General features: G+C 59.6%; 17 protein-coding genes and 3 pseudogenes. 12 read left to right on the top strand and 8 right to left on the bottom strand.

The window, feature by feature from the left end; all coding sequences use genetic code 11:
• Position 1 precedes the first annotated feature (1 nt).
• The 3 genes from rloB (at position 2) to pabB (ending at position 4,170) form a co-directional block, all read left to right on the top strand.
• Positions 2 to 1,537 (top strand): osmotic stress tolerance membrane protein RloB, encoded by a 1,536-nt coding sequence (gene rloB / locus ASG55_RS05100; RefSeq protein WP_024012295.1) that lies wholly within the window; start codon positions 2 to 4, stop codon positions 1,535 to 1,537.
• Complete coding sequence (locus ASG55_RS05095; protein ID WP_056784132.1) at positions 1,537 to 2,523, top strand: alpha-L-glutamate ligase-like protein; 987 nt, start codon at positions 1,537 to 1,539, stop codon at positions 2,521 to 2,523. The genes rloB and ASG55_RS05095 overlap by 1 nt, the downstream gene beginning before the upstream one ends.
• A 303-nt stretch (positions 2,524 to 2,826) precedes the next feature.
• Positions 2,827 to 4,170 (top strand): aminodeoxychorismate synthase component I, encoded by a 1,344-nt coding sequence (gene pabB / locus ASG55_RS05090; RefSeq protein WP_056784129.1) that lies wholly within the window; start codon positions 2,827 to 2,829, stop codon positions 4,168 to 4,170.
• A 172-nt stretch (positions 4,171 to 4,342) separates the two neighbouring features.
• Here pabB and thrH read toward each other — a convergent pair whose 3' ends face one another.
• On the bottom strand, positions 4,343 to 4,960 hold the full coding sequence (gene thrH, locus ASG55_RS05085) for a bifunctional phosphoserine phosphatase/homoserine phosphotransferase ThrH (protein WP_016773816.1): 618 nt from the start codon (positions 4,958 to 4,960) through the stop codon (positions 4,343 to 4,345).
• 165 nt (positions 4,961 to 5,125) lie between these two features.
• Here thrH and ASG55_RS05080 point away from each other — a divergent pair, with 165 nt between their 5' ends.
• The 3 genes from ASG55_RS05080 (at position 5,126) to ASG55_RS05070 (ending at position 8,761) form a co-directional block, all read left to right on the top strand.
• Entirely contained in the window at positions 5,126 to 5,866 is a 741-nt protein-coding gene (locus ASG55_RS05080) for a phosphoadenylyl-sulfate reductase (protein WP_056784126.1), read from the top strand.
• Between the two features lie 574 nt (positions 5,867 to 6,440).
• On the top strand, positions 6,441 to 7,979 hold the full coding sequence (locus tag ASG55_RS05075; protein WP_056784121.1) for an NCS1 family nucleobase:cation symporter-1: 1,539 nt from the start codon (positions 6,441 to 6,443) through the stop codon (positions 7,977 to 7,979).
• 53 nt (positions 7,980 to 8,032) lie between these two features.
• Positions 8,033 to 8,761: an aspartate/glutamate racemase family protein gene (locus ASG55_RS05070; RefSeq protein ID WP_041479158.1), complete on the top strand. Its 729-nt coding sequence runs from the start codon at positions 8,033 to 8,035 to the stop codon at positions 8,759 to 8,761.
• Positions 8,762 to 8,892: 131 nt separating this feature from the next.
• Here the strand turns inward: ASG55_RS05070 and ASG55_RS05065 are convergent, their stop codons facing one another.
• On the bottom strand, positions 8,893 to 9,816 hold the full coding sequence (locus ASG55_RS05065) for a LysR family transcriptional regulator (RefSeq protein ID WP_056786769.1): 924 nt from the start codon (positions 9,814 to 9,816) through the stop codon (positions 8,893 to 8,895).
• A 125-nt stretch (positions 9,817 to 9,941) separates the two neighbouring features.
• Between ASG55_RS05065 and ASG55_RS05060 the strand changes: the two genes are divergently transcribed.
• Positions 9,942 to 10,688 (top strand): 3-oxoacyl-ACP reductase family protein, encoded by a 747-nt coding sequence (locus tag ASG55_RS05060; protein ID WP_056784118.1) that lies wholly within the window; start codon positions 9,942 to 9,944, stop codon positions 10,686 to 10,688.
• 62 nt (positions 10,689 to 10,750) lie between these two features.
• On the opposite strand, the gene ASG55_RS05055 is transcribed toward ASG55_RS05060, so the two are convergent.
• Positions 10,751 to 11,446, bottom strand: a complete 696-nt coding sequence (locus ASG55_RS05055; RefSeq protein ID WP_056784114.1) for an HAD-IA family hydrolase — start codon at positions 11,444 to 11,446, stop codon at positions 10,751 to 10,753.
• Between the two features lie 239 nt (positions 11,447 to 11,685).
• Here ASG55_RS05055 and ASG55_RS27155 point away from each other — a divergent pair.
• The 4 genes and pseudogenes from ASG55_RS27155 to ASG55_RS05030 all read left to right on the top strand — a co-directional run.
• Positions 11,686 to 13,707 (top strand): annotated as a pseudogene (locus ASG55_RS27155) (DUF6531 domain-containing protein); the annotation flags it as partial.
• A 1-nt stretch (position 13,708) separates the two neighbouring features.
• Positions 13,709 to 14,551, top strand: a pseudogene (locus tag ASG55_RS27150) (type IV secretion protein Rhs); the annotation flags it as partial.
• 1 nt (position 14,552) lies between these two features.
• Positions 14,553 to 16,272, top strand: a pseudogene (locus tag ASG55_RS27470) (RHS repeat-associated core domain-containing protein); the annotation flags it as partial.
• A 329-nt stretch (positions 16,273 to 16,601) separates the two neighbouring features.
• On the top strand, positions 16,602 to 17,030 hold the full coding sequence (locus ASG55_RS05030; RefSeq protein WP_056784098.1) for a DUF6896 domain-containing protein: 429 nt from the start codon (positions 16,602 to 16,604) through the stop codon (positions 17,028 to 17,030).
• 76 nt (positions 17,031 to 17,106) lie between these two features.
• On the opposite strand, the gene ASG55_RS26965 is transcribed toward ASG55_RS05030, so the two are convergent.
• From ASG55_RS26965 to ASG55_RS27125, 4 genes are all read right to left on the bottom strand, one after another.
• Positions 17,107 to 17,274, bottom strand: a complete 168-nt coding sequence (locus tag ASG55_RS26965) for a hypothetical protein (RefSeq protein WP_016773805.1) — start codon at positions 17,272 to 17,274, stop codon at positions 17,107 to 17,109.
• 118 nt (positions 17,275 to 17,392) lie between these two features.
• Positions 17,393 to 17,812, bottom strand: a complete 420-nt coding sequence (locus tag ASG55_RS05025; RefSeq protein ID WP_024012287.1) for a YMGG-like glycine zipper-containing protein — start codon at positions 17,810 to 17,812, stop codon at positions 17,393 to 17,395.
• A gap of 135 nt (positions 17,813 to 17,947) precedes the next feature.
• Complete coding sequence (locus ASG55_RS05020) at positions 17,948 to 18,319, bottom strand: hypothetical protein (protein WP_016773803.1); 372 nt, start codon at positions 18,317 to 18,319, stop codon at positions 17,948 to 17,950.
• A gap of 312 nt (positions 18,320 to 18,631) precedes the next feature.
• Positions 18,632 to 18,820, bottom strand: a complete 189-nt coding sequence (locus ASG55_RS27125) for a hypothetical protein (protein WP_024012286.1) — start codon at positions 18,818 to 18,820, stop codon at positions 18,632 to 18,634.
• 221 nt (positions 18,821 to 19,041) lie between these two features.
• Between ASG55_RS27125 and ASG55_RS05015 the strand changes: the two genes are divergently transcribed.
• Positions 19,042 to 19,320 (top strand): hypothetical protein, encoded by a 279-nt coding sequence (locus tag ASG55_RS05015; protein WP_056784095.1) that lies wholly within the window; start codon positions 19,042 to 19,044, stop codon positions 19,318 to 19,320.
• 55 nt (positions 19,321 to 19,375) lie between these two features.
• On the opposite strand, the gene ASG55_RS05010 is transcribed toward ASG55_RS05015, so the two are convergent.
• Positions 19,376 to 19,696, bottom strand: a complete 321-nt coding sequence (locus tag ASG55_RS05010) for a YbjQ family protein (protein ID WP_016773801.1) — start codon at positions 19,694 to 19,696, stop codon at positions 19,376 to 19,378.
• Positions 19,697 to 19,701: the final 5 nt, after the last annotated feature.

Genomic DNA, 19,701 nt, shown 5'->3' with positions numbered 1-19,701 from the left:
CATGCGTTCTCTAACCTTCCACCTGAAAATCCTGATCGCCGTGCTGGTGCTGCTGGGCGTTTCGGTTACGGCCTATCAGATTTTCGTGCTCGGCATCCCGGTGACCGAAGACGCCACCGACGACCTGTGGAACATCGACGCCAAGGTCGAGTTCGTCGCCAGCACCAAAGATCCGGTGAAGATCCAGATGTTCGTGCCGCCGTTGAGCCGCGATTACGTGAGCCTCAACGAAAGCTTCATCTCCAATAACTACGGCGTCGCGGTCAACCGCATCGACGGCAACCGCAAGGTGACCTGGTCGGCCCGTCGCGCCAAGGGCAACCAGACGCTGTATTACCGTCTGGTGCTGACCAAGCGCTACACCGCGGAAAAATCCAAGGTCAAAGGCCCGACCTTCCGTGACAGCATGGTCATCGAAGGCCCGGAAAAAATCGCCGCCGAAGCTCTGCTCGCGCCGATCCGCCAACATTCGGCCGACGTCGAAACCTTTATTGGCGAGGCGATCAAGCGCGTCAACAATGTCAACGACGACAACGTCAAATTGCTGCTGGCCGGCGATCCGTCGACTTCGCACAAAGCCAAGATCGTCGAACTGCTGCTGTCGATTGCCCACGTTCCGGTAGAAAAAGTCCACACCATCCGCCTCGTCGCCGATCAGCCTCAGACTCCCGAACTGTGGCTGCGCAGCTTCAACGGCAACGACTGGCTGTACTTCAACCCGGAAACCGGTGAGCAAGGCCTGCCGACCGATCGCCTGCTGTGGTGGACCGGCGACGAAAACCTGATCACCGTCGACGGTGGCAAGAAAGCCAACGTGACCTTCAGCTTGAACAACAGCGAGATGAACGCGATTCGTCTGGCCAAGCTGACCGACGAAAACACTGACGCCAACTTCCTCGATTACTCGCTGTACGGCTTGCCGCTGCAGACCCAGCAGACCTTCATGATCATGGTGATGATCCCGATCGGTGTGCTGGTGATCCTGATCCTGCGCAACCTGGTCGGCCTGCAGACCCTCGGCACATTCACCCCGGTGCTGATCGCCCTCGCCTTCCGCGAAACGCAGCTGGGCTTCGGCATCCTGCTGTTCACAGTGATCACGGCGCTGGGCCTGTCATTGCGCTCGTATCTCGAACATCTGAAGCTGCAAATGCTGCCGCGCCTGTCGGTGGTGCTGACGTTCGTGGTGGTGTTGATTGCGGCGATCAGTCTGTTCAGCCACAAGCTGGGGCTTGAGCGTGGCTTGTCGGTGGCGCTGTTCCCGATGGTGATTCTGACCATGACCATCGAACGTCTGTCGATCACCTGGGAAGAACGCGGCGCCAACCATGCGCTGAAAGTCGCCATCGGCACGCTGTTCGCCGCCTCCCTGGCGCACCTGATCATGACCGTGCCGGAGCTGGTGTACTTCGTGTTTACCTTCCCGGCGATCCTGCTGATTCTGGTCGGTTTCATGCTGGCGATGGGTCGCTATCGCGGCTACCGCCTGACCGAACTGGTACGTTTCAAGGCCTTCCTGAAGAAGGCTGACGCCTGATGTTCGGTTTTTGGAAGACCTGGAAGGCCCTCGAGGCGCGCGGCATCATGGGCATCAACCGCCGAAACGCGGACTACGTGCTCAAGTACAACAAGCGCAGCCTGTACCCGATCGTCGATGACAAGATCCTGACCAAGGAACGCGCCATCGCCGCCGGCATTCATGTGCCGGAGCTGTACGGGGTGATCTCCACCGAGAAGGAAATCGACAAGCTCGACGAGATCATCGGCGGGCGCAGCGACTTCGTGATCAAACCGGCGCAGGGCGCGGGTGGCGACGGCATCATCGTCATCGCCGACCGCTTCGAAGGCCGTTATCGCACGGTGTCGGGCAAGATCCTCGCCCACGAGGAGCTGGAACATCACATCTCCAGCATCCTCACCGGCCTGTACTCGCTGGGCGGCCACCGCGACCGCGCGCTGATCGAATACCGTGTGACCCCGGACCAGATCTTCAAAAGCATCAGCTACGAAGGCGTGCCGGACATCCGCATCATCGTGCTGATGGGTTACCCGGTGATGGCGATGTTGCGTCTGCCGACCCGCCAGTCCGGCGGCAAGGCCAACCTGCACCAGGGCGCCATTGGCGTCGGCGTCGATCTGGCCACCGGCCTTACGCTGCGCGGCACATGGCTGAACAACATCATCACCAAACACCCCGACACCACCAATGCGGTGGATGGCGTGCAACTGCCCTACTGGGACGGTTTCATGAAACTCGCCGCCGGCTGCTATGAGCTGTGCGGGCTGGGTTATATCGGCGTGGACATGGTGCTTGATCAGGAAAAAGGCCCGCTGATCCTCGAGCTGAATGCGCGGCCGGGGCTGAACATTCAGATCGCCAACGATTGCGGCCTGACCTTGCGTACCCACGCGGTTGAAGCGCGGCTGGAAGAGCTGAAGGCGCGGGGCGTGACGGAGTCGGTTGAAGAGCGGGTGGCGTTTACCCAGGAGATGTTTGGGCATATTCCAGCTGTCGAAGGCTAAAAGCTCAAGAGCCCCTCACCCTAACCCTCTCCCAAAGGGAGAGGGGACTGACCGAGGTGGATGTTGGAGGTACGCCGACCTGAACGTCTTGAGTCGAACTCAAGCTTTGAAAAGCATGAAGATCGGCTCCCTCCCCCAAGATATCGAGCCGAACCCAAGTTTTGAAAAGCCCCCGATCTGCTCCCTTTCCCCCTCGCCCCCTTGGGTGAGAGGGTTGGGGTGAGGGGGAGGCTTTTGACTTTGATCTGGCAGCGCAGAGGACTACAATCCCCACCCCGCCTCAACGGCCGATCTGCCCCGCCCATGCTGACCTGCTCCGTACACCCACTGCCCTACCGCGCCAATCCGGCCGACTATTTCGCGGCCATTCGCAACGCACCCGGCGCCGTGCTGCTCGACAGCGGCCGGCCGAGCGCTGAACGCGGCCGTTATGACTTGCTCAGCGCCTGGCCGCTGGAACAACTGGCGGTGTTGCCGGACGAAAGCGGTGCGCATTTCCTCCAGCGCCTGCGTGACCACCTCAGCCGCTTGGGCGAAGCGCAGTTGCCTGCCGGGTATGAATTACCATTCGCCGGCGGACTGATCGGTTATTTGAGCTACGACTTCGGCCGGCATCTGGAAAACCTGCCGAGTCAGGCACTGGATGACCTGCAACTGCCCGATGCGCGTTTTGGCCTGTACGACTGGGCGCTGATCAGCGATCACCACGCGCAAACCAGCCAACTGGTCTTTCATCCTTCGCTTGTCGACAGTGAACGGCAGCGATTGGTCGCGCTGTTCACCCTGCCTCAAGTTGACGCGCTGGCGCCATTCAAACTGAACGCCCCCATGGCCGCTGATCTCTCGGCCGACGACTACCGTCAGGCCTTCGAGCGTATTCAGGATTACATCCAGGCTGGTGACTGCTATCAGGTCAACTTCGCGCAACGCTTTCGTGCTGAATGCCAGGGCGATCCGTGGCTGGCTTACTGCGCTTTGCGTCAGGCCTGCCCGACGCCGTTCTCCGGTTTCCAGAGCCTGCCCGACGGCGGCGCGGTGCTGAGCCTGTCACCGGAACGTTTCGTCAGAGTCAGCCAGCGCCAGGTTGAAACGCGTCCGATCAAGGGCACCCGCCCTCGCGGCCTGACTCCAGCCGAAGACGCCGCCAATGCCGCCGAACTGCTGGCCAGCCCCAAGGATCGCGCGGAAAACCTGATGATCGTCGACCTGCTGCGCAACGACCTCGGGCGCACTTGCCGCATCGGCTCGGTGCGGGTGCCGGAGTTGTTCAGTCTGGAGAGCTATCCGAATGTGCATCATCTGGTCAGCAGCGTGACCGGTGAACTGGCGGCGGATCGTGACGCGCTGGACCTGATCGCCGGCAGCTTCCCCGGCGGCTCAATCACCGGCGCACCGAAGATTCGGGCGATGCAGATCATCGACGAGCTGGAGCCGACCCGGCGCGGTCTGTATTGCGGCTCGTTGCTGTATCTGGACGTGCGCGGCGAGATGGACAGCTCCATCGCCATTCGCAGTCTGCTGGTCAAGGATGGCCAGGTGTGCTGCTGGGGCGGCGGCGGGATCGTCGCCGATTCGGACTGGCAGGCGGAGTATCAGGAGTCGATGACCAAAGTCAGAATTCTCTTGGAAACCCTGCAAAACCTCTGAGGAATGATCGTTCCCACGCTCCGCGTGGGAATGCAGCCCGGGACGCTCCGCGTCCCATCCAAAGCCGAACGCGGAGCGTCCGTTGAGGCATTCCCACGCAGAGCGTGGGAACGATCATCAATGCATTTTCTTGTGGGAGCGAGCCTGCTCGCGAAGACGTCCTTCCAGACGACTACAAACTCAGCTCTCTATTAGAGGCCTTGAGAAATTCCTGCTTCAGCTCTTCAAACGTATGCACCGCCGGAAACTGCGGAAACTCGCGAATCACGTTGTCCGGCGCATGAAACAGAATCCCCGCGTCCGCCTCGCCGAGCATGGTCGTGTCGTTGTATGAATCCCCCGCCGCGATCACCCGGTAGTACAGGCTCTTGAACGCCAGCACCGACTGGCGCTTGGGATCTTTCTGACGCAGTTGATAGCCCGTCACCCGACCGCTTTCGTCAGTGATCAAGCGATGGCAGAGCAAGGTCGGGAAGCCCAGCTGGCGCATCAGCGGCTGCGAGAATTCATAAAAAGTGTCCGAGAGAATCACCACCTGGAAACGCTCGCGCAGCCAGTTGACGAACTCCACTGCGCCATCCAGCGGTTTCAGCGTGGCGATCACTTCCTGAATGTCCGAGAGTTTGAGGCCGTGCTCATCGAGGATGCGCAAACGCTGCTTCATCAATACGTCGTAATCGGGAATGTCCCGGGTGGTGGCCTTGAGGGAGTCGATTCCGGTTTTTTCGGCGAAGGCGATCCAGATTTCCGGTACCAGTACCCCTTCAAGATCCAGGCAAGCAATTTCCACAAGACACTCCCGTTTGTAGTGATTATTTGAGTCAAGCGAGGCCGAACTCTAGCGTCTGCACCAGACGCGCGCAACGCAGAGGACGCCCCGGCCGCGGCAGCTTTTTGTTACCATCGGCCCCCTATAGAGCGCCCGAGCGCCATTGACCTGTAGGAAGCCGACCTGATGAGCCCAACGTTCGACGTCGTGGAACTCGCCACGACCTATGCCAACAAATCCGCCCAGGACATCCTCAAGCTCGCCTTCGCCGAATTCGGCGATGACTTGTGGATATCTTTCAGCGGCGCCGAGGACGTGGTGTTGGTGGACATGGCGTGGAAGCTGAACAAGAACGTCAAAGTCTTCAGCCTCGACACCGGCCGCCTGCATCCGGAGACCTACCGTTTCATCGAGCAGGTGCGCGAGCATTACAAGATCGATATAGAAATCGTCTCGCCGGACTACACGAAACTCGAACCGTTCGTGAAGGAAAAAGGCCTGTTCAGTTTCTACAGGGACGGCCACGGCGAATGCTGCGGCATCCGCAAGATCGAGCCGCTGCGCCGTAAGCTGTCCGACGTCAAAGCCTGGGCCACCGGCCAGCGCCGCGATCAGAGCCCGGGCACCCGCAGCGCTGTGGCGGTGCTGGAAATCGACACGGCGTTCTCGACACCGGAACGCACCCTGTACAAGTTCAACCCGTTGGCGCAGATGACCAGCGAGGAGATCTGGGGTTACATCCGCATGCTCGAACTGCCCTACAACAGCCTGCACGAGCGCGGTTTCATCAGCATCGGCTGCGAACCCTGCACCCGCCCGGTGCTGCCGAACCAGCACGAGCGCGAGGGCCGCTGGTGGTGGGAAGAAGCCACGCAGAAAGAATGCGGACTGCACGCGGGGAATATCATCAGCAAGAGCAAGGTCTGATCCCCCATTTATAGAAAGACCTGCGGGAGCGAGCCTGCTCGCGAAAGCGCAGTTCCAGTCAACGTTTCAGTTGCCTGATACACCGCATTCGCGAGCAGGCTCGCTCCCACATTGATATGTGCCAGGCACACAAAAGGTGTACACAAGGTTGTCACCATCGGTGCCATTTATGTGTGCACTTTCTGTTTTTACGCCCTGAAAAGTTACATCCCCCAGCAGAATCCCCTCTGCGTGCGCCCCCTGCAAAATCCCTCCCCCAAAAAAAATACCTGTTCAATCGATCACTTTATATCGCCGGTTTTTCAGTCACTTACCCCGCATTGATAACTATTCGAAATGAGGCCTGGCGCTTATAGATTCGCAACTGGCACAAATCTGGCTTTATCGCATACATGTTTTGTATACAAAACTGCAAAACATGCACACTTTCGATCCGCAAGCCTGAAGCGCCCTATCCCGTACAGGCTGCAGATGCCCCGTAACCAGTGATGTTTTCACCGCCGCGACGAAGATTTGTCGAGCCTGAGCGCTCATGCACAGTCATCGCGGGAGTGAACGTCAGGAGCCTGCCGGAATGCGTACAAGTCTTTCGAATAACATCGCGCTGAATCTGCCCTCCTCCACGCTTGATCAACCGTTGCCCGATGACGGACTGAGCGAGCCGCTGCAACTGAGCCCGCGTCTGCACAACAGCGATCTGGCGCCGACCAAAGCCGAAGGGCGGCGCTGGGGCCAGTACAGCATCTTTGCCCTGTGGACGAATGACGTGCACAACATCGCCAACTATTCGTTCGCCATCGGCTTGTATGCACTGGGTCTGGGCGGCTGGCAAATCCTCTTGTCACTGGGGATCGGCGCGGCGCTGGTGTACTTCTTCATGAACCTGTCCGGGTACATGGGGCAGAAAACCGGGGTGCCGTTCCCGGTGATCAGCCGGATCAGTTTCGGCATCCACGGTGCGCAAATTCCTGCATTGATCAGGGCGGTTATCGCCATCGCCTGGTTCGGTATTCAGACGTACCTCGCCTCGGTGGTATTCCGCGTCCTGCTGACCGCCGTGCATCCCGGCTTTGCCGAATACGATCACGACTCAATTCTGGGCCTGTCGAGTCTGGGCTGGGTGTGCTTTGTAGCAATCTGGCTGGTGCAACTGGCGATCCTCGCCTACGGCATGGAGATGGTGCGCCGTTACGAGGCATTTGCCGGGCCGGTGATTCTGCTGACCGTAGCCGCACTCGCCGGGTGGATGTACTTCCAGGCCAACGCGACCATTGCCTGGTCGATCCGCGAGCCGCTGACCGGGGGCGAGATGTGGCGCAACATTTTTGCTGGTGGCGCGTTGTGGCTGGCGATCTACGGCACGCTGATCCTCAATTTCTGCGACTTCGCCCGTTCTTCGCCGTGCCGCAAAACCATCAAAGTAGGAAATTTCTGGGGCTTGCCGGTGAACATTCTGGTATTCGCCGCGATTACCGTACTGCTGTGTGGCGCGCAGTTCCAGATCAACGGGCGGATCATCGAAAGCCCGACCGAGATCATCGCTTCGATCCCCAACACGTTCTTTCTGGTGCTCGGCTGCCTGGCTTTTCTGATTGTCACCGTTGCGGTGAACATCATGGCCAACTTCGTTGCCCCGGCGTTCGTCCTCAGCAACCTGGCGCCGAAGTACCTGACCTTCCGCCGCGCCGGATTGATCAGCGCGACCATCGCCGTGCTCATCCTGCCGTGGAACCTCTACAACAGCCCGCTGGTGATCGTGTATTTCCTGTCGGGCCTCGGCGCCCTGCTCGGCCCGCTGTACGGGGTGATCATGGTCGACTACTGGCTGATCCGCAAAGGCCGGATCAATGTGCCGCAGCTCTACAGCGAAGACCCCAACGGCGCTTATTACTACAGCCGCGGCATCAATTTCCGCGCGGTGGCGGCGTTTATTCCTGCGGCGCTGATCGCCATCGTTCTGGCATTGGTGCCCGGTTTCCACAGCGTCTCGCCGTTCTCCTGGCTGATCGGTGCCGGCATCGCCGGCATGCTTTACCTGATCATCGCCAAGCGCCAGACCCATTACGCCGAAGTCAGCGGTGAATGCATCGCTGTGGATAACGTCAGCCACTGATCCCTTCGCGGCCCGGTTTCGGGCCGCACCACTGCCCGCAATAAGGATTTTCCATGCGTATTCTCGTGGTCAACGTCAACACCACCGAATCCATCACCGACGCCATCGCCCGCTCGGCGCAGGCCGTCGCTTCGCCCGGTACCGAAATCGTCGGCCTGACGCCGTACTTCGGCGCCGAATCGATTGAAGGCAATTTCGAAAGTTACCTGGCCGCCATCGCCGTGATGGATCGAGTGATGTCTTACGATCAACCCTTCGATGCGGTGATCCAGGCCGGCTACGGCGAACATGGCCGCGAAGGCTTGCAGGAACTGCTCAACGTGCCAGTGGTGGATATCACTGACGCGGCGGCCAGCACCGCGATGTTTCTCGGCCATGCCTACTCGGTGGTGACCACACTGGATCGCACCGTGCCGCTAATCGAGGATCGGCTGAAATTGTCCGGTCTGTGGGATCGCTGTGCCTCGGTGCGCGCCAGTGGTCTGGCGGTTTTGGAGCTTGAACACGAACCGCAGCGCGCGCTGGAAGCGATCGTGCAGCAGGCCGAACTGGCGGTGACCCAGGACAAGGCCGAGGTGATTTGCCTGGGCTGCGGCGGCATGGCCGGGCTGGACGAGCAGATTCGCCGGCGCACCGGCGTGCCGGTGGTGGATGGCGTGACAGCGGCGGTGACGATTGCCGAGTCGCTGGTGCGTTTGAAGTTGTCGACGTCCAAGGTGCGCACTTATGCGACGCCACGGCCGAAGAACATTGTTGGTTGGGCGGAGCGCTTTGCTCGATAGACCGAGTGATCGTTCATCGCGGGCAAGCCCGCTCCCACAGGGTTTTGTGTTGTTTGCAAGATGTGTGAACAACTCAAAACTTGTGGGAGCGGGCTTGCCCGCGATAGCCGCAACTCGGTTTGATGCCTGGCTCAGATAGCACTAAACCGACGCCCCAGTCCCTGCTCAGCAAACTGTTCAATCACGAAATCCACAAACGCCCGGGTCTTGCCCGGCAACAATTTGTGCTCGGCGTAATAGATCGAAATGTTGCCGTCATCGACAAACCATTCCGGCAGCACTCGCTGTAACGTCCCTGCCTGAAGATACGCGACCGCAAACGGCATGCTCACCAGCGCAATGCCCAAACCTTGCATCGCCGTTGCACAGGCAGCCTCGGAATCACTCATGGTCATCCGCGCCCGCAATGTCAGCGGACTGTGTTGCTGATCGCGGTGAGTCAGTTGCCAGGAACGCACGCGCCCGGTCTGCGGTGAGCGAATCAGAATGCCGTCGTGTTGCCTGAGGTCATCGGGATGGCTGATCGGCGCATGTTTTTGCAGATAGTCCTCCGATGCCACCAACACCCGATGTGCCGGCGTCAGCTTGCGCGCAACCACGCCTTGTGGCAGTTCAAAGCCGCCACCAATCGCCGCGTCGAAGCCCTGCCCGATCAGGTCGACCTGGCGGTTATCGAAATGCCAGTCCGGGTTGATCGCCGGATAGCGCCGCAAGAACTCACCGAGCAGCGGCACGATATACAGACGACCGAACACCGTGCCCATGCTGACTTTCAGCGTGCCGGCCGGTTGCCCGCCGGCACTGGCCAGATTGGCCACGGCATTCTGGATGGTGGTCAGGCTGGCGCTGACTTCATTCAAAAACAGCTGCCCCGCTTCGGTCAACGTCAGGCTGCGGGTACTACGCTGGAACAGCCGCACGCCAAGCCGCGCTTCCAGTTTCGCCACGCTCTTGCCGACCGCCGCCGGGGTCAGGCTCAAGCGTCGCGCGGCTTCGGCAAAGCTGCCGACTTCGGCGCTGCGCACAAAGCATTCGATACTGCTGAACGTTTCCATGATCGCCACTATAAACTTCTGGTTTACACAGACTATAGCAATCATGGTCTACCCGGTTGTCGATGCCAGGCCGATACTCGGCACCAACACCAAGGCATTCCGCCTTGAACACTTGGAGATCGAACATGACCACTCAACACCTCAGCGGCAAGGTCGCTCTGATTCAAGGCGGTTCGCGCGGCATCGGCGCGGCCATCGTCAAACGTCTGGCCGCTGAAGGCGCCGCTGTCGCTTTCACCTACGTCAGCTCCGCCGCCAAAGCTGAAGAACTGCAGAACAGCATCACCGGCAACGGCGGTAAAGCCTTGGCGATCAAGGCTGACAGCGCCGACGCCAGCGCGATTCGCCACGCCGTCAGCGCCACCGTCGAAGCGTTTGGACGCCTGGATATTCTGGTCAACAACGCCGGCGTGCTAGCCATCGCGCCGCTGGAAGATTTCAAACTCGAAGATTTCGATCAGACCCTGGCCATCAACGTGCGCAGCGTGTTCATTGCTTCGCAGGAAGCGGCGAAACACATGGGCGAAGGCTCGCGGATCATCAACATCGGCAGCACCAACGCCGACCGCATGCCTTTCGGCGGTGGCGGTGTCTACGCGATGAGCAAATCGGCACTGGTCGGCCTGACCAAAGGCCTTGCCCGCGATCTCGGCCCTCGCGGCATCACCATCAACAACGTGCAACCTGGCCCGGTCGACACCGACATGAACCCGGCCCATGGCGAATTCGCCGACAGCCTGATCCCGCTGATGGCCGTCGGTCGTTACGGCACCGCCGATGAAATCGCCAGCTTCGTCGCCTACCTGGCCGGGCCTGAAGCCGGCTACATCACCGGTGCCAGCCTGACCATCGACGGTGGTTTCGGCGCCTGACAGACCGGCAAGAAAAAACGCCGCCCTTCTTTACAGGAAGGACGGCGTTTTTGTGCGGACGGTCAAGCCAGTTCCAGCGTCGGCAAGCCAAAGGCGCTGGGCATAAATGCTTTCAGCGAGCGGATAATGCCGTCAGCGTGAGCATATTTCTCATCAGCCATCGCTGCGTCGGGGATGGCGATTGCGGTCATGCCTGCCGCTTTCGCGGCGGTGACGCCGAACGGCGAATCCTCGAACACCAGACAATCCCCGGGCGCGATGCCCAGGCGCCGGGCGGCGGTGAGGAAGATATCCGGCGCCGGTTTGGCCGCGCCGACTTCCGGATCGTCCGCCGTGACGATGAAATCGAACAGCGCAAACCACTCACGGTGCAAGGTGGTTTTCTGCCCGAACGACTGGCGCGACGAACTGGTGCCGACTGCGATCGGGATGTTGTGCGCCTTGAGGTGACGCACCAGCGCTTCGGCCCCCGGCATCGCTTGCGCCTTGGGGAAACGCTCGCGCATCAGCGGCTCGCGGATCTGCAGAAATTCTTCCGGAGTGATCGGTAACTCCAGCGCCTGCACCACGTAGTTGGCCAAGTCATTGGCACCGCGACCAATGATGTTCTGCTTGACGCTCCAGTCGAAGGTTTTCCCGTAGCGCCCGGCAATCAGCGAGGTGACCTCGGTGTAAATGCCCTCGGTGTCGAGCAGCAAACCGTCCATATCGAAAATCACGGCCTTGATCGGGCCGAACGTCTTCAGCGGTGCATTCATCATCGGATCCGTTAACAAAGACATCCCGGGCGACAGGCAACGTGCCGCAACGCGGATCTGATTAATGGGTTCAGCAGCATAGCGAGGCCGATGGACATTGAGCAACGGGCAATGCCATCGACGCCTTTTCGCATTTAGCGAAAACTCCTACAGACACTGCCTACTTCCCCGACTTCTTTCCTTTTTGATCCCCCGCAAAGTCCGCGCTCCCGTTTCTTCATATGCGCGAGCGACTGCGAATGTTTCAACCCGATCAGCTCCTGGCCCTGAACAACAGCATCGGACTGCTGGTGGTGGCCGCCCTGAATCCGAAGCAGCCAGATTTTGAAGCGCTGATCGACGAGTTCCGCCTGTGCCTGAACAACTACGACGCCTGGGCCGAGCAATTCTGGACGGGGACGGCGCTGGACATCGAGCAGGTGTTCAAGGTTGGCAATGACGTACAACTGAGCGCGCCGATCACTTCGCGCGCACCTGTCAGTTCATCGGTGGTCATGTGTTCGGCCAGCGGACCGCTGACCCTGGTGCATCTGTTTGAAGCAGCGCGCTTCGTACCGATCGGCGACACCCCGGTGACCCTCGAACCGCTGCTCAGCGACGTCGACGGCGTGCTGACCTTCGGCGAACCAAAGCGCTACACCATTGGCCCGAGCGGGATCCTCGAGGTGACCGATTGCATGCGCGGCCAGCGCTATCGCATCACCTTCTTTCCCAACGTTTCCTCCGCCCATGTCCGCGCCCTGTATGCCTCATATGAAGGGGTCATTGCCGGTCTTGAAGGCTGGCTGCGCAGCGAATGGACAGGCTTCCAACCGCAATGGACGGAGTTTTCCAGCGCCGGCTTTCTTGATCGTTACGGACAGTTGCAACGGGCCGATTGGCGCGGCCTGGAAAAAGCCCTGAATGGCGTCTGGGATGACATTCAACAGCTGTTTGCCCTCCTCGCCGACCTGCAGGAGCACAGCGCAAAGCTCCTCGAATACCTGAGCGAAGTCGAACTTGAGGCGCTGCTGGCGGCTTCCAGCGAGGCGATTGCCAATGCCTTGTTGATGCTCAGCGACGAGCCGTTGTTGTTCATTCATCTGGCCGCGTTCACCAGTTGGCTGAAGATGCTGCCGCCGCAATACCTCGCCGAGGTGGTGGCCGAAGTTCGCACCGAGTTGCTCATCAGCTTCCTGTTGATGCGCGTGGCGGGCGGTGCTGGCGTATCGCTGCGTTTGAGCAGCAAGGTCTTGGCGAAGATCAAGTCGCCAAGGGCGCGGGAGTGGCTGGCCGCGTCAGCCTTGCGTCTGGCTGAGCTGACTTCGACACCGGAACTCAAGCAGCACGCGAGCACGCTGAAGCCGCTGATGTTTCATGCGCGCGAAGTGGAGCTGAAGCCGACGCCATCGATTCCGCTGAACATTCGTCAGGCCGACGCGGTGGTATTGAGCGTGCCGAATCCCGCGCCGCTCGCGCGGGAAAAATCCCAGGGCATGGCGCGCCTTGAGCGCCACGAGCCCCACGACGACGTCCCTGATCAAGCGAAAAACCCCAACGGCGACGCCGCCGACTGCGTCGCCAATACCTGCAAAAACGGCTGCCCGGTGTCGATGGTCACCGGCGAAGAACTGCTGACCCTGACCGACGCGGTGCTCGATGGCGTACTGCCCTTCGAGTTCACCCGCTTGTACCGCAGCAGCGCGGTCGAGATCGATATGGGCCTGGGTTTCGGCTGGAGCCACACGCTGGCCCATCGCCTTGCCTTCGACGGCGATGGCGTGATCTGGATCGACCACGAAAACCGCCGCACCCGCTTTCCCCTGCCCAACGTCGCGCGCCCAGCGATTCACAACAGCCTGTCGCGGGCGGCGATCTTTCTCGGCGATGAGCCGGAAGAACTGATTCTGGCGTTGGCCGGCGACAGTGCGCGCTTCTACCACTTTCGCGCCGGCCGGCTGACGGCAATCAGCGATGTCTACGGCAATCGTCTGACCCTGCAACGCGATCGCTCCGACCGCATTCAGTGTCTGGACAACGGCGCCGGCCGCTCATTGCTGTTGCGTTATGACCGCGCGCAACTGGTGGCGATCGATTATCAGGTGTTCGTCCAGGGCGAGTGGACCACCGAGCAAAACCTCGCCACCTACAGCTTCGATGCCCGGCAACGCCTGCTGACCGCGACCAACGCGGTCGGCGACAGCGAACGCTACGACTACGACGACCATCACGTCATCCTCCAGCGCCAGCTGACCGGCGGCGCCGGGCGGCTTCAAGCTTGGNGCGATGTTCTGTGCCACGGTCATGTGCGGGAACAGCGGGAGTGGCAGCGCGAGGGCAAAGCGGCGCGCTGCGTGAGGCACTGGGCGTCGTTCTCGCAGATGAACACCCGTTACGTCTGGAACGATGACGACGCCAGCGTGACCGTGCATTACGTCGACGGCACCGAAGAAGTCTACGTCCACGACGAGCGCGCACGGCTGGTGCGCCAGGTCGCGGCCGATGGCGGCGAGCAGCTCAAGGCTTATGACCAGCAGGGCCGCTTGATCGCCGAGCAGGATGCATTGGGCGCGGTTACCGAATACCGCTATGACGAAATCGGACGGCTGATCGCGCTGATTCCGCCGGACGATGCACCAACATCCTACGAGTACCGCAACGGTTTTCTCTACAAGCGTTGCCGTGGTGATGCGGTGTGGATCTTCCGGCGCAACGCTGAAGGCGCCGTTACCGAAGCGGTCGATCCCGACGGCCAGGTCACCCATTACTACTACAACCTGCGCGGGCAATTGCTGTCGCTGCGTTATCCGGACAGCAGCCGCCACCGCTGGGTGTGGAACGAGCTCGGTCAGCTCATCGAAGAAACCTTGCCCGATGGTGGCGTGCGGCGCTTTTCCTACGATGCGCTGGGCCGGCGGATTACCACCCAGGACGAATTTGGTGTTGTCAGTCGTCAGCAGTGGGACGCGGCCGGCCGACTGATCCTGACGACTTCTCCTACGGGCAGCACGCGCGCCTACAGCTACGGCGCCTACGGCCAGATCACCGCTGAGCGCGATGAACTCGGGCGCATTACCCGCTACGAATATGACGATGATTTGCACCTGGTCTCGCGACGGATCAATCNAAGACCTACGGCCAGATCACCGCTGAGCGCGATGAACTCGGGCGCATTACCCGCTACGAATATGACGATGATTTGCACCTGGTCTCGCGACGGATCAATCCCGACGGCACCCGCGTGCAGTACCGCTACGACCATGCGCGGTTGCTGCTGACCGAAATTGAAAACGAATCGGGCGAAAAATACCGACTGGATTACACGCCGACCGGATTGATCCGACAGGAAACCGGGTTTGATGGGCGGCGCACGGCTTATGCCTACGACCTCAACGGGCACCTGCTGGAGAAGACCGAGTTTGGCGAGCAGGGTTTATCGCTGGTCACCCACTACCAGCGCGATAAGGCCGGGCGCTTGCGGGTCTGGAGAAGACCGAGTTTGGCGAGCAGGGTTTATCGCTGGTCACCCACTACCAGCGCGATAAGGCCGGGCGCTTGCGGGTCAAAACCCTGCCCGATGGCGCCAAGATCCGCTACGACTACGATCGCCTCGGTCGGTTGATCGGCGTCGATGACGGGCAAAACCATCCGCTGGCCTTCGAGTACGACCGTCAGGACCGGCTGATCACCGAGCATCAGGGCTGGGGCACCTTGCGCTACGCCTATGACGCCTGCGGTCAGCTCAAGCGCCTGCGCCTGCCGGACAACAGCAAGCTCGATTACCACTACGCCAAGGGCGGTGCGCTGTCGGCCATCGACCTTAATGGCACGCCGCTCACGCGCCACGTCTACCAGTCCGGTCGCGAACAGCAACGCCAGCAAGGTTTGCTGCTCAGCGAATATTCTTACACGGATCCTGTCAACATCGGGTTGACATCGCCGCCGCCTCGACCCGGCCGGCAACCTGCTGATGCAGGATCGTCCCGGCCCTGCGCAGATCAAGGGCAATCGCCTGCTGATGCAGGGCGACCGTCATTACGACTACGACGCCTTCGGCAACCTGATCCGCGAACGCCGAGGCCACGGCCAGACCCTGGTCACCGAATACCGCTACGACTGCCAGCACCGCCTGATCGGCCTGACCCGCCCCGACGGCCAGACCGCCACTTATCAATACGATGCCTTCGGCCGGCGCATCCGCAAAAGCGTAGACGGCGCCGTCACCGAGTTCTTCTGGCAAGGCGAACACCTCGTCGCCGAAAGCAGCGCCAGCCAATACCGCAGCTTCCTCTACGAACCCGGCACCTTCCGCCCGTTGGCGATGCTCGACGGCAAAGGCCCGAAAAAAGCCTGCCCGTTCTACTACCAACTCGACCACCTCGGCACCCCGCAGGAACTCACCGACTACAGCGGCGAAATCGAAAAAAGCCTGCCCGTTCTACTACCAACTCGACCACCTCGGCACCCCGCAGGAACTCACCGACTACAGCGGCGAAATCGTCTGGTCCGCGCAATACGACGCCTACGGCAAAGTCGCCGCCGTCACCCTCGCCGGCGAAGACTACCTGGATCAACCGCTGCGCTTTCAGGGGCAGTATTTCGATGTTGAAAGTGGGCTGCATTACAACCGGCATCGGTATTACGACCCAAGGCTTGGACGGTATTTAACGCCGGACCCGGTGAAGCTGGCGGGTGGGTTGAATCAGTACCAGTACGTGCCGAATCCGACGGGGTGGGTGGATCCGTTGGGGTTGACGTCCAACTGCCCTCCGCCGAATAAGCCTGGGTGTGAGGTGCCGGGGGCGAGTGATAGGGTTAAGGTTGATGAGGGGGAGCCGGACCTACCGGCCATTGCTCACAATATAGATCCAAACACTCTGAAACGAGTACATGCAATCGCGGGTAAGACCTCAACTAGGACAGTAGATGGGTATAAGGACAAAATGCGTGACGGATTCAATTCAGTACGCCCCATTGACGTTCTAGAACATAACGGCAGTTTATATATTCTGGATGGACACCACCGCGCAGCAGCTGCACGACAAACTTCGACCAATGTGACGATTAAACTCATAACAAATCTGAAAGCGTACGAAGGATCTCTAAGAAGCATTGAAGATATATTAGAGTCAGCAAATAATGTAGGCTTCGACAGATTGGAGCACCGGAGAAGAAGATGAGTGATCAAAGTGAAAATCTGGAGACCCTGATAAATGATTTTATCTCCATGGTAGATTCCAGCACGTTGATACTTGAAAGAAAATTTGGCACTCGAGATATTCGAAAGCTCTGGTATACCAAGGCGATCAAGCGATGCGGGAGAGTCACTCGAGGCGTTAAATATGAATTGCACGGCATTGGCTGCCGCATCAATCTATCGACAGGAACCGTAGATTTTGACTATGGACCTAATGGTGAAATCAATGGATTCGACACTTGGCGCTTATACAACTTTGCTTGTGAACGACCATCTAAGCATAGAAAGTATTGCAACGAAGAAACTATCGAAAAAGAATTCGCCGAATACATCAATCTAAAAAAAATCAAAAAAATTTCAGCCATAAGTAATCTATATATCTGGGCCGACTCGAAAGAAACGACCTAAACACGACCACAAAGAGGGCCTGTGGACTCAGGCCCTTTAAACCAATATTCAAAATCTCCATTCACCAAGAACACTCTCACTGCTCATCCCCATCCTCCTCATACTCCATATCCGCCTCATCCGCATCATTCAACGGCACCGTCGCATCATCCATCAGCGAGCCGGGATCTTCATTCCCCGGATCATTGATAAACGGCAATCCACTCGGGCCCTTCTCTTCTTTGCCTTCGGTTTCGGGAGTCATGGCGCACCTCTTGAGCGTGTGGGATGTATGACGTTCGAAAAGCCCTGCCGCCAATCGTTCCTCTGCCTGACGGCCAGACACGAAAAACCCGGCGCCAGGCCGGGTTTTCGTTGATCAATCAGCGATGTTTATTTTTGTGTTTGTTCTTGTGCTTGTGGCCGCCGGAATGAGATCCGCCGTCGTCGTCGCCAAGATTGTTACCTACCGCGCCGCCTGCTGCGCCGCCCAGGCCTGCGCCAATGGCGGAGCCGGTGGAGCCGCCGAGGCTGTTGCCGACGACCGAGCCGCCTGCTGCGCCAAGACCGCCGCCAATCGCGGCTTCGGTGCGGTTGCGTTTGTTCGCGCCGACGGCACTGCCGGCCGCGCCGCCAACACCTGCGCCGACCGCTGCGCCCGTGCTGCCGCCAAGTTGTCCGCCAACCACATTACCCAGCGCACCGCCGAGACCACCGCCTACGGCAGCGGTGCCGTCTCCGGCCGCCATCGCGCCCTGCGCCACGACCAAGCCAAAAAACAGTGCAGATAATGACAATCGCATATGAACCTCGCAGTTCCCGAATCGGGACAGTCCGCCCAAGCGGGGCGTATGCAGATTGGAGATGATTTCTGACGAAACGTTCAGCCATGAAAAAGCCCGACATCGAGTCGGGCTTTTTCTGACAGGCCATCAGTCTCAGTGGCGCTTGTGACCTTTGCCCAGATTGCTGCCGACGGCACCGCCGGCCGCGCCGCCCAGACCTGCACCGATGGTGGCGCCGTTGCGGCCGCCCAGGCTGTTGCCGATCACCGAGCCACCGGCTGCACCGACACCGCCGCCGATCGCCGCTTTGGTGCGGCTGCCCTTGCGTGCGGCGACGGCACTGCCTGCTGCGCCCGCGACGCCAGCGCCAATGGCGGCACCGGTGCTGCCGCCCATTTTCTGACCGACCACGTTACCCAGCGCGCCACCCAGGCCACCGCCCAGCGCAGCGGTGCCATCACCGGCAGCCATCGCACCTTGAGCAACCAGAAGGCCAAGAACCAGAGCAGGCAGTGTTAAACGCATGACGAAAACCTCAAATAAACGGGATGACGAAAAGGAGCGGGATTTAATGCGCTCGGCCCAGGAAAGTCCAGACGCAGGCGACAGCGTCGTTTGGACCGCGATCAGGGAAAAGGTTTTATGCCGGGCAAAAAAAAGCCCGCTGGGGAGACGGGCTGGAGACTTGCTTTCTAACGGATGGCTTCACACTACGTTGGCCAACGTGAAAAGTTTGTGAAAAAAAACCGACATTAATGTCAATGCTTGCCAGAGATTTCAAACCCCTATTCTTGCGCACATAAAAAACCCCGTTCAGTGACGGGGTGCAGGATGAAATCACTTTCTGGTCCTTGCCGTGACCTTGGGTAGGAATTTCGCTTTCGGCCCTTTGGGGGCTGTGGATTTGATTTTGCCGATGCTCACCGGATCCTCGCCAAACCCCGACTGATACTCCGACTGACCGCAGCGCACACAATTGTTGAATGAAAACTCTGCGCCATCATCTTCGATAAATGGACCTGACATAGACTCTCCCCTACGCAACTGGGTCGACACCGACAAAACAGTTTTGCCTGGAAAATATCGCCCCTCAGCGCTTTTGAGACTAGCTGGTCACTACTGGACTTGCCGTTCAGAAAGACTGATCACCGACGAATGGAAAAAAGCGTCGTGAACGATCATTCGCTAAAGATTTCCATCGAACGGCCGCTGCCCTTACTCCTACAAATGAATCTCAAGGAGAGATCATGCAGATCAATGGATTCCCGAACATGCCAGTCGTAAAACTCACGGACGAGCAGATCGCTGCCGGCAAGGCCGGTGCGGAAAAACTCAAGGAAAAGATCGCCTCGGGTGAAATCACCATCAAATACCCAGACAAACCGCTTCTGCAACCGGGCGTCGTCTACCATCCCAGCGAGCCCGCACCATCGGCGCAGCCTGACGGGACGCCGCCCCTCGTTGCCATCGATACACCGCTGACCTATGACTCAAGAGGCGCTGTGTTGCTCAAGCCACAAGGCTGATTGACGCGAAAAAGCCCATTCGTTGTGCGAGTGGACTTTGCCTTGAACACAATGATCAGCGCAGCTTGACCGCAGTTCCGGTGACGAACACCACGACCATGCCGCCCTTGCCTGCCGGCATGCTGATCTCGAAGTCCACGCCGACCACCGCGTCAGCCTGCAATGCCCGCGCTCGATCTTTCAGTTCGTCGGTGGCCTGAATGCGTGCTTCTTTAAGAGCCCGCTCCAACGTCTGCGACCGCCCGCCAAAGAAGTCGCGCATGCCGGCGAACATATCGCGGATCACGTTGACGCCCTGCACAGACTCGGCGCTGACGATGTCCAGATAGGCAGTGATCTGCCGCCCCTCGACGGAATGAGTGGTGGAAATGATCATGAAAG

Source organism: Pseudomonas sp. Leaf434 (assembly GCF_001425545.1).
Lineage (GTDB): Bacteria > Pseudomonadota > Gammaproteobacteria > Pseudomonadales > Pseudomonadaceae > Aquipseudomonas > Aquipseudomonas siliginis.
The sequence above is the reverse complement of the archived record's forward strand: the minus strand, read 5'-3'. Positions and strand labels throughout refer to the sequence as shown.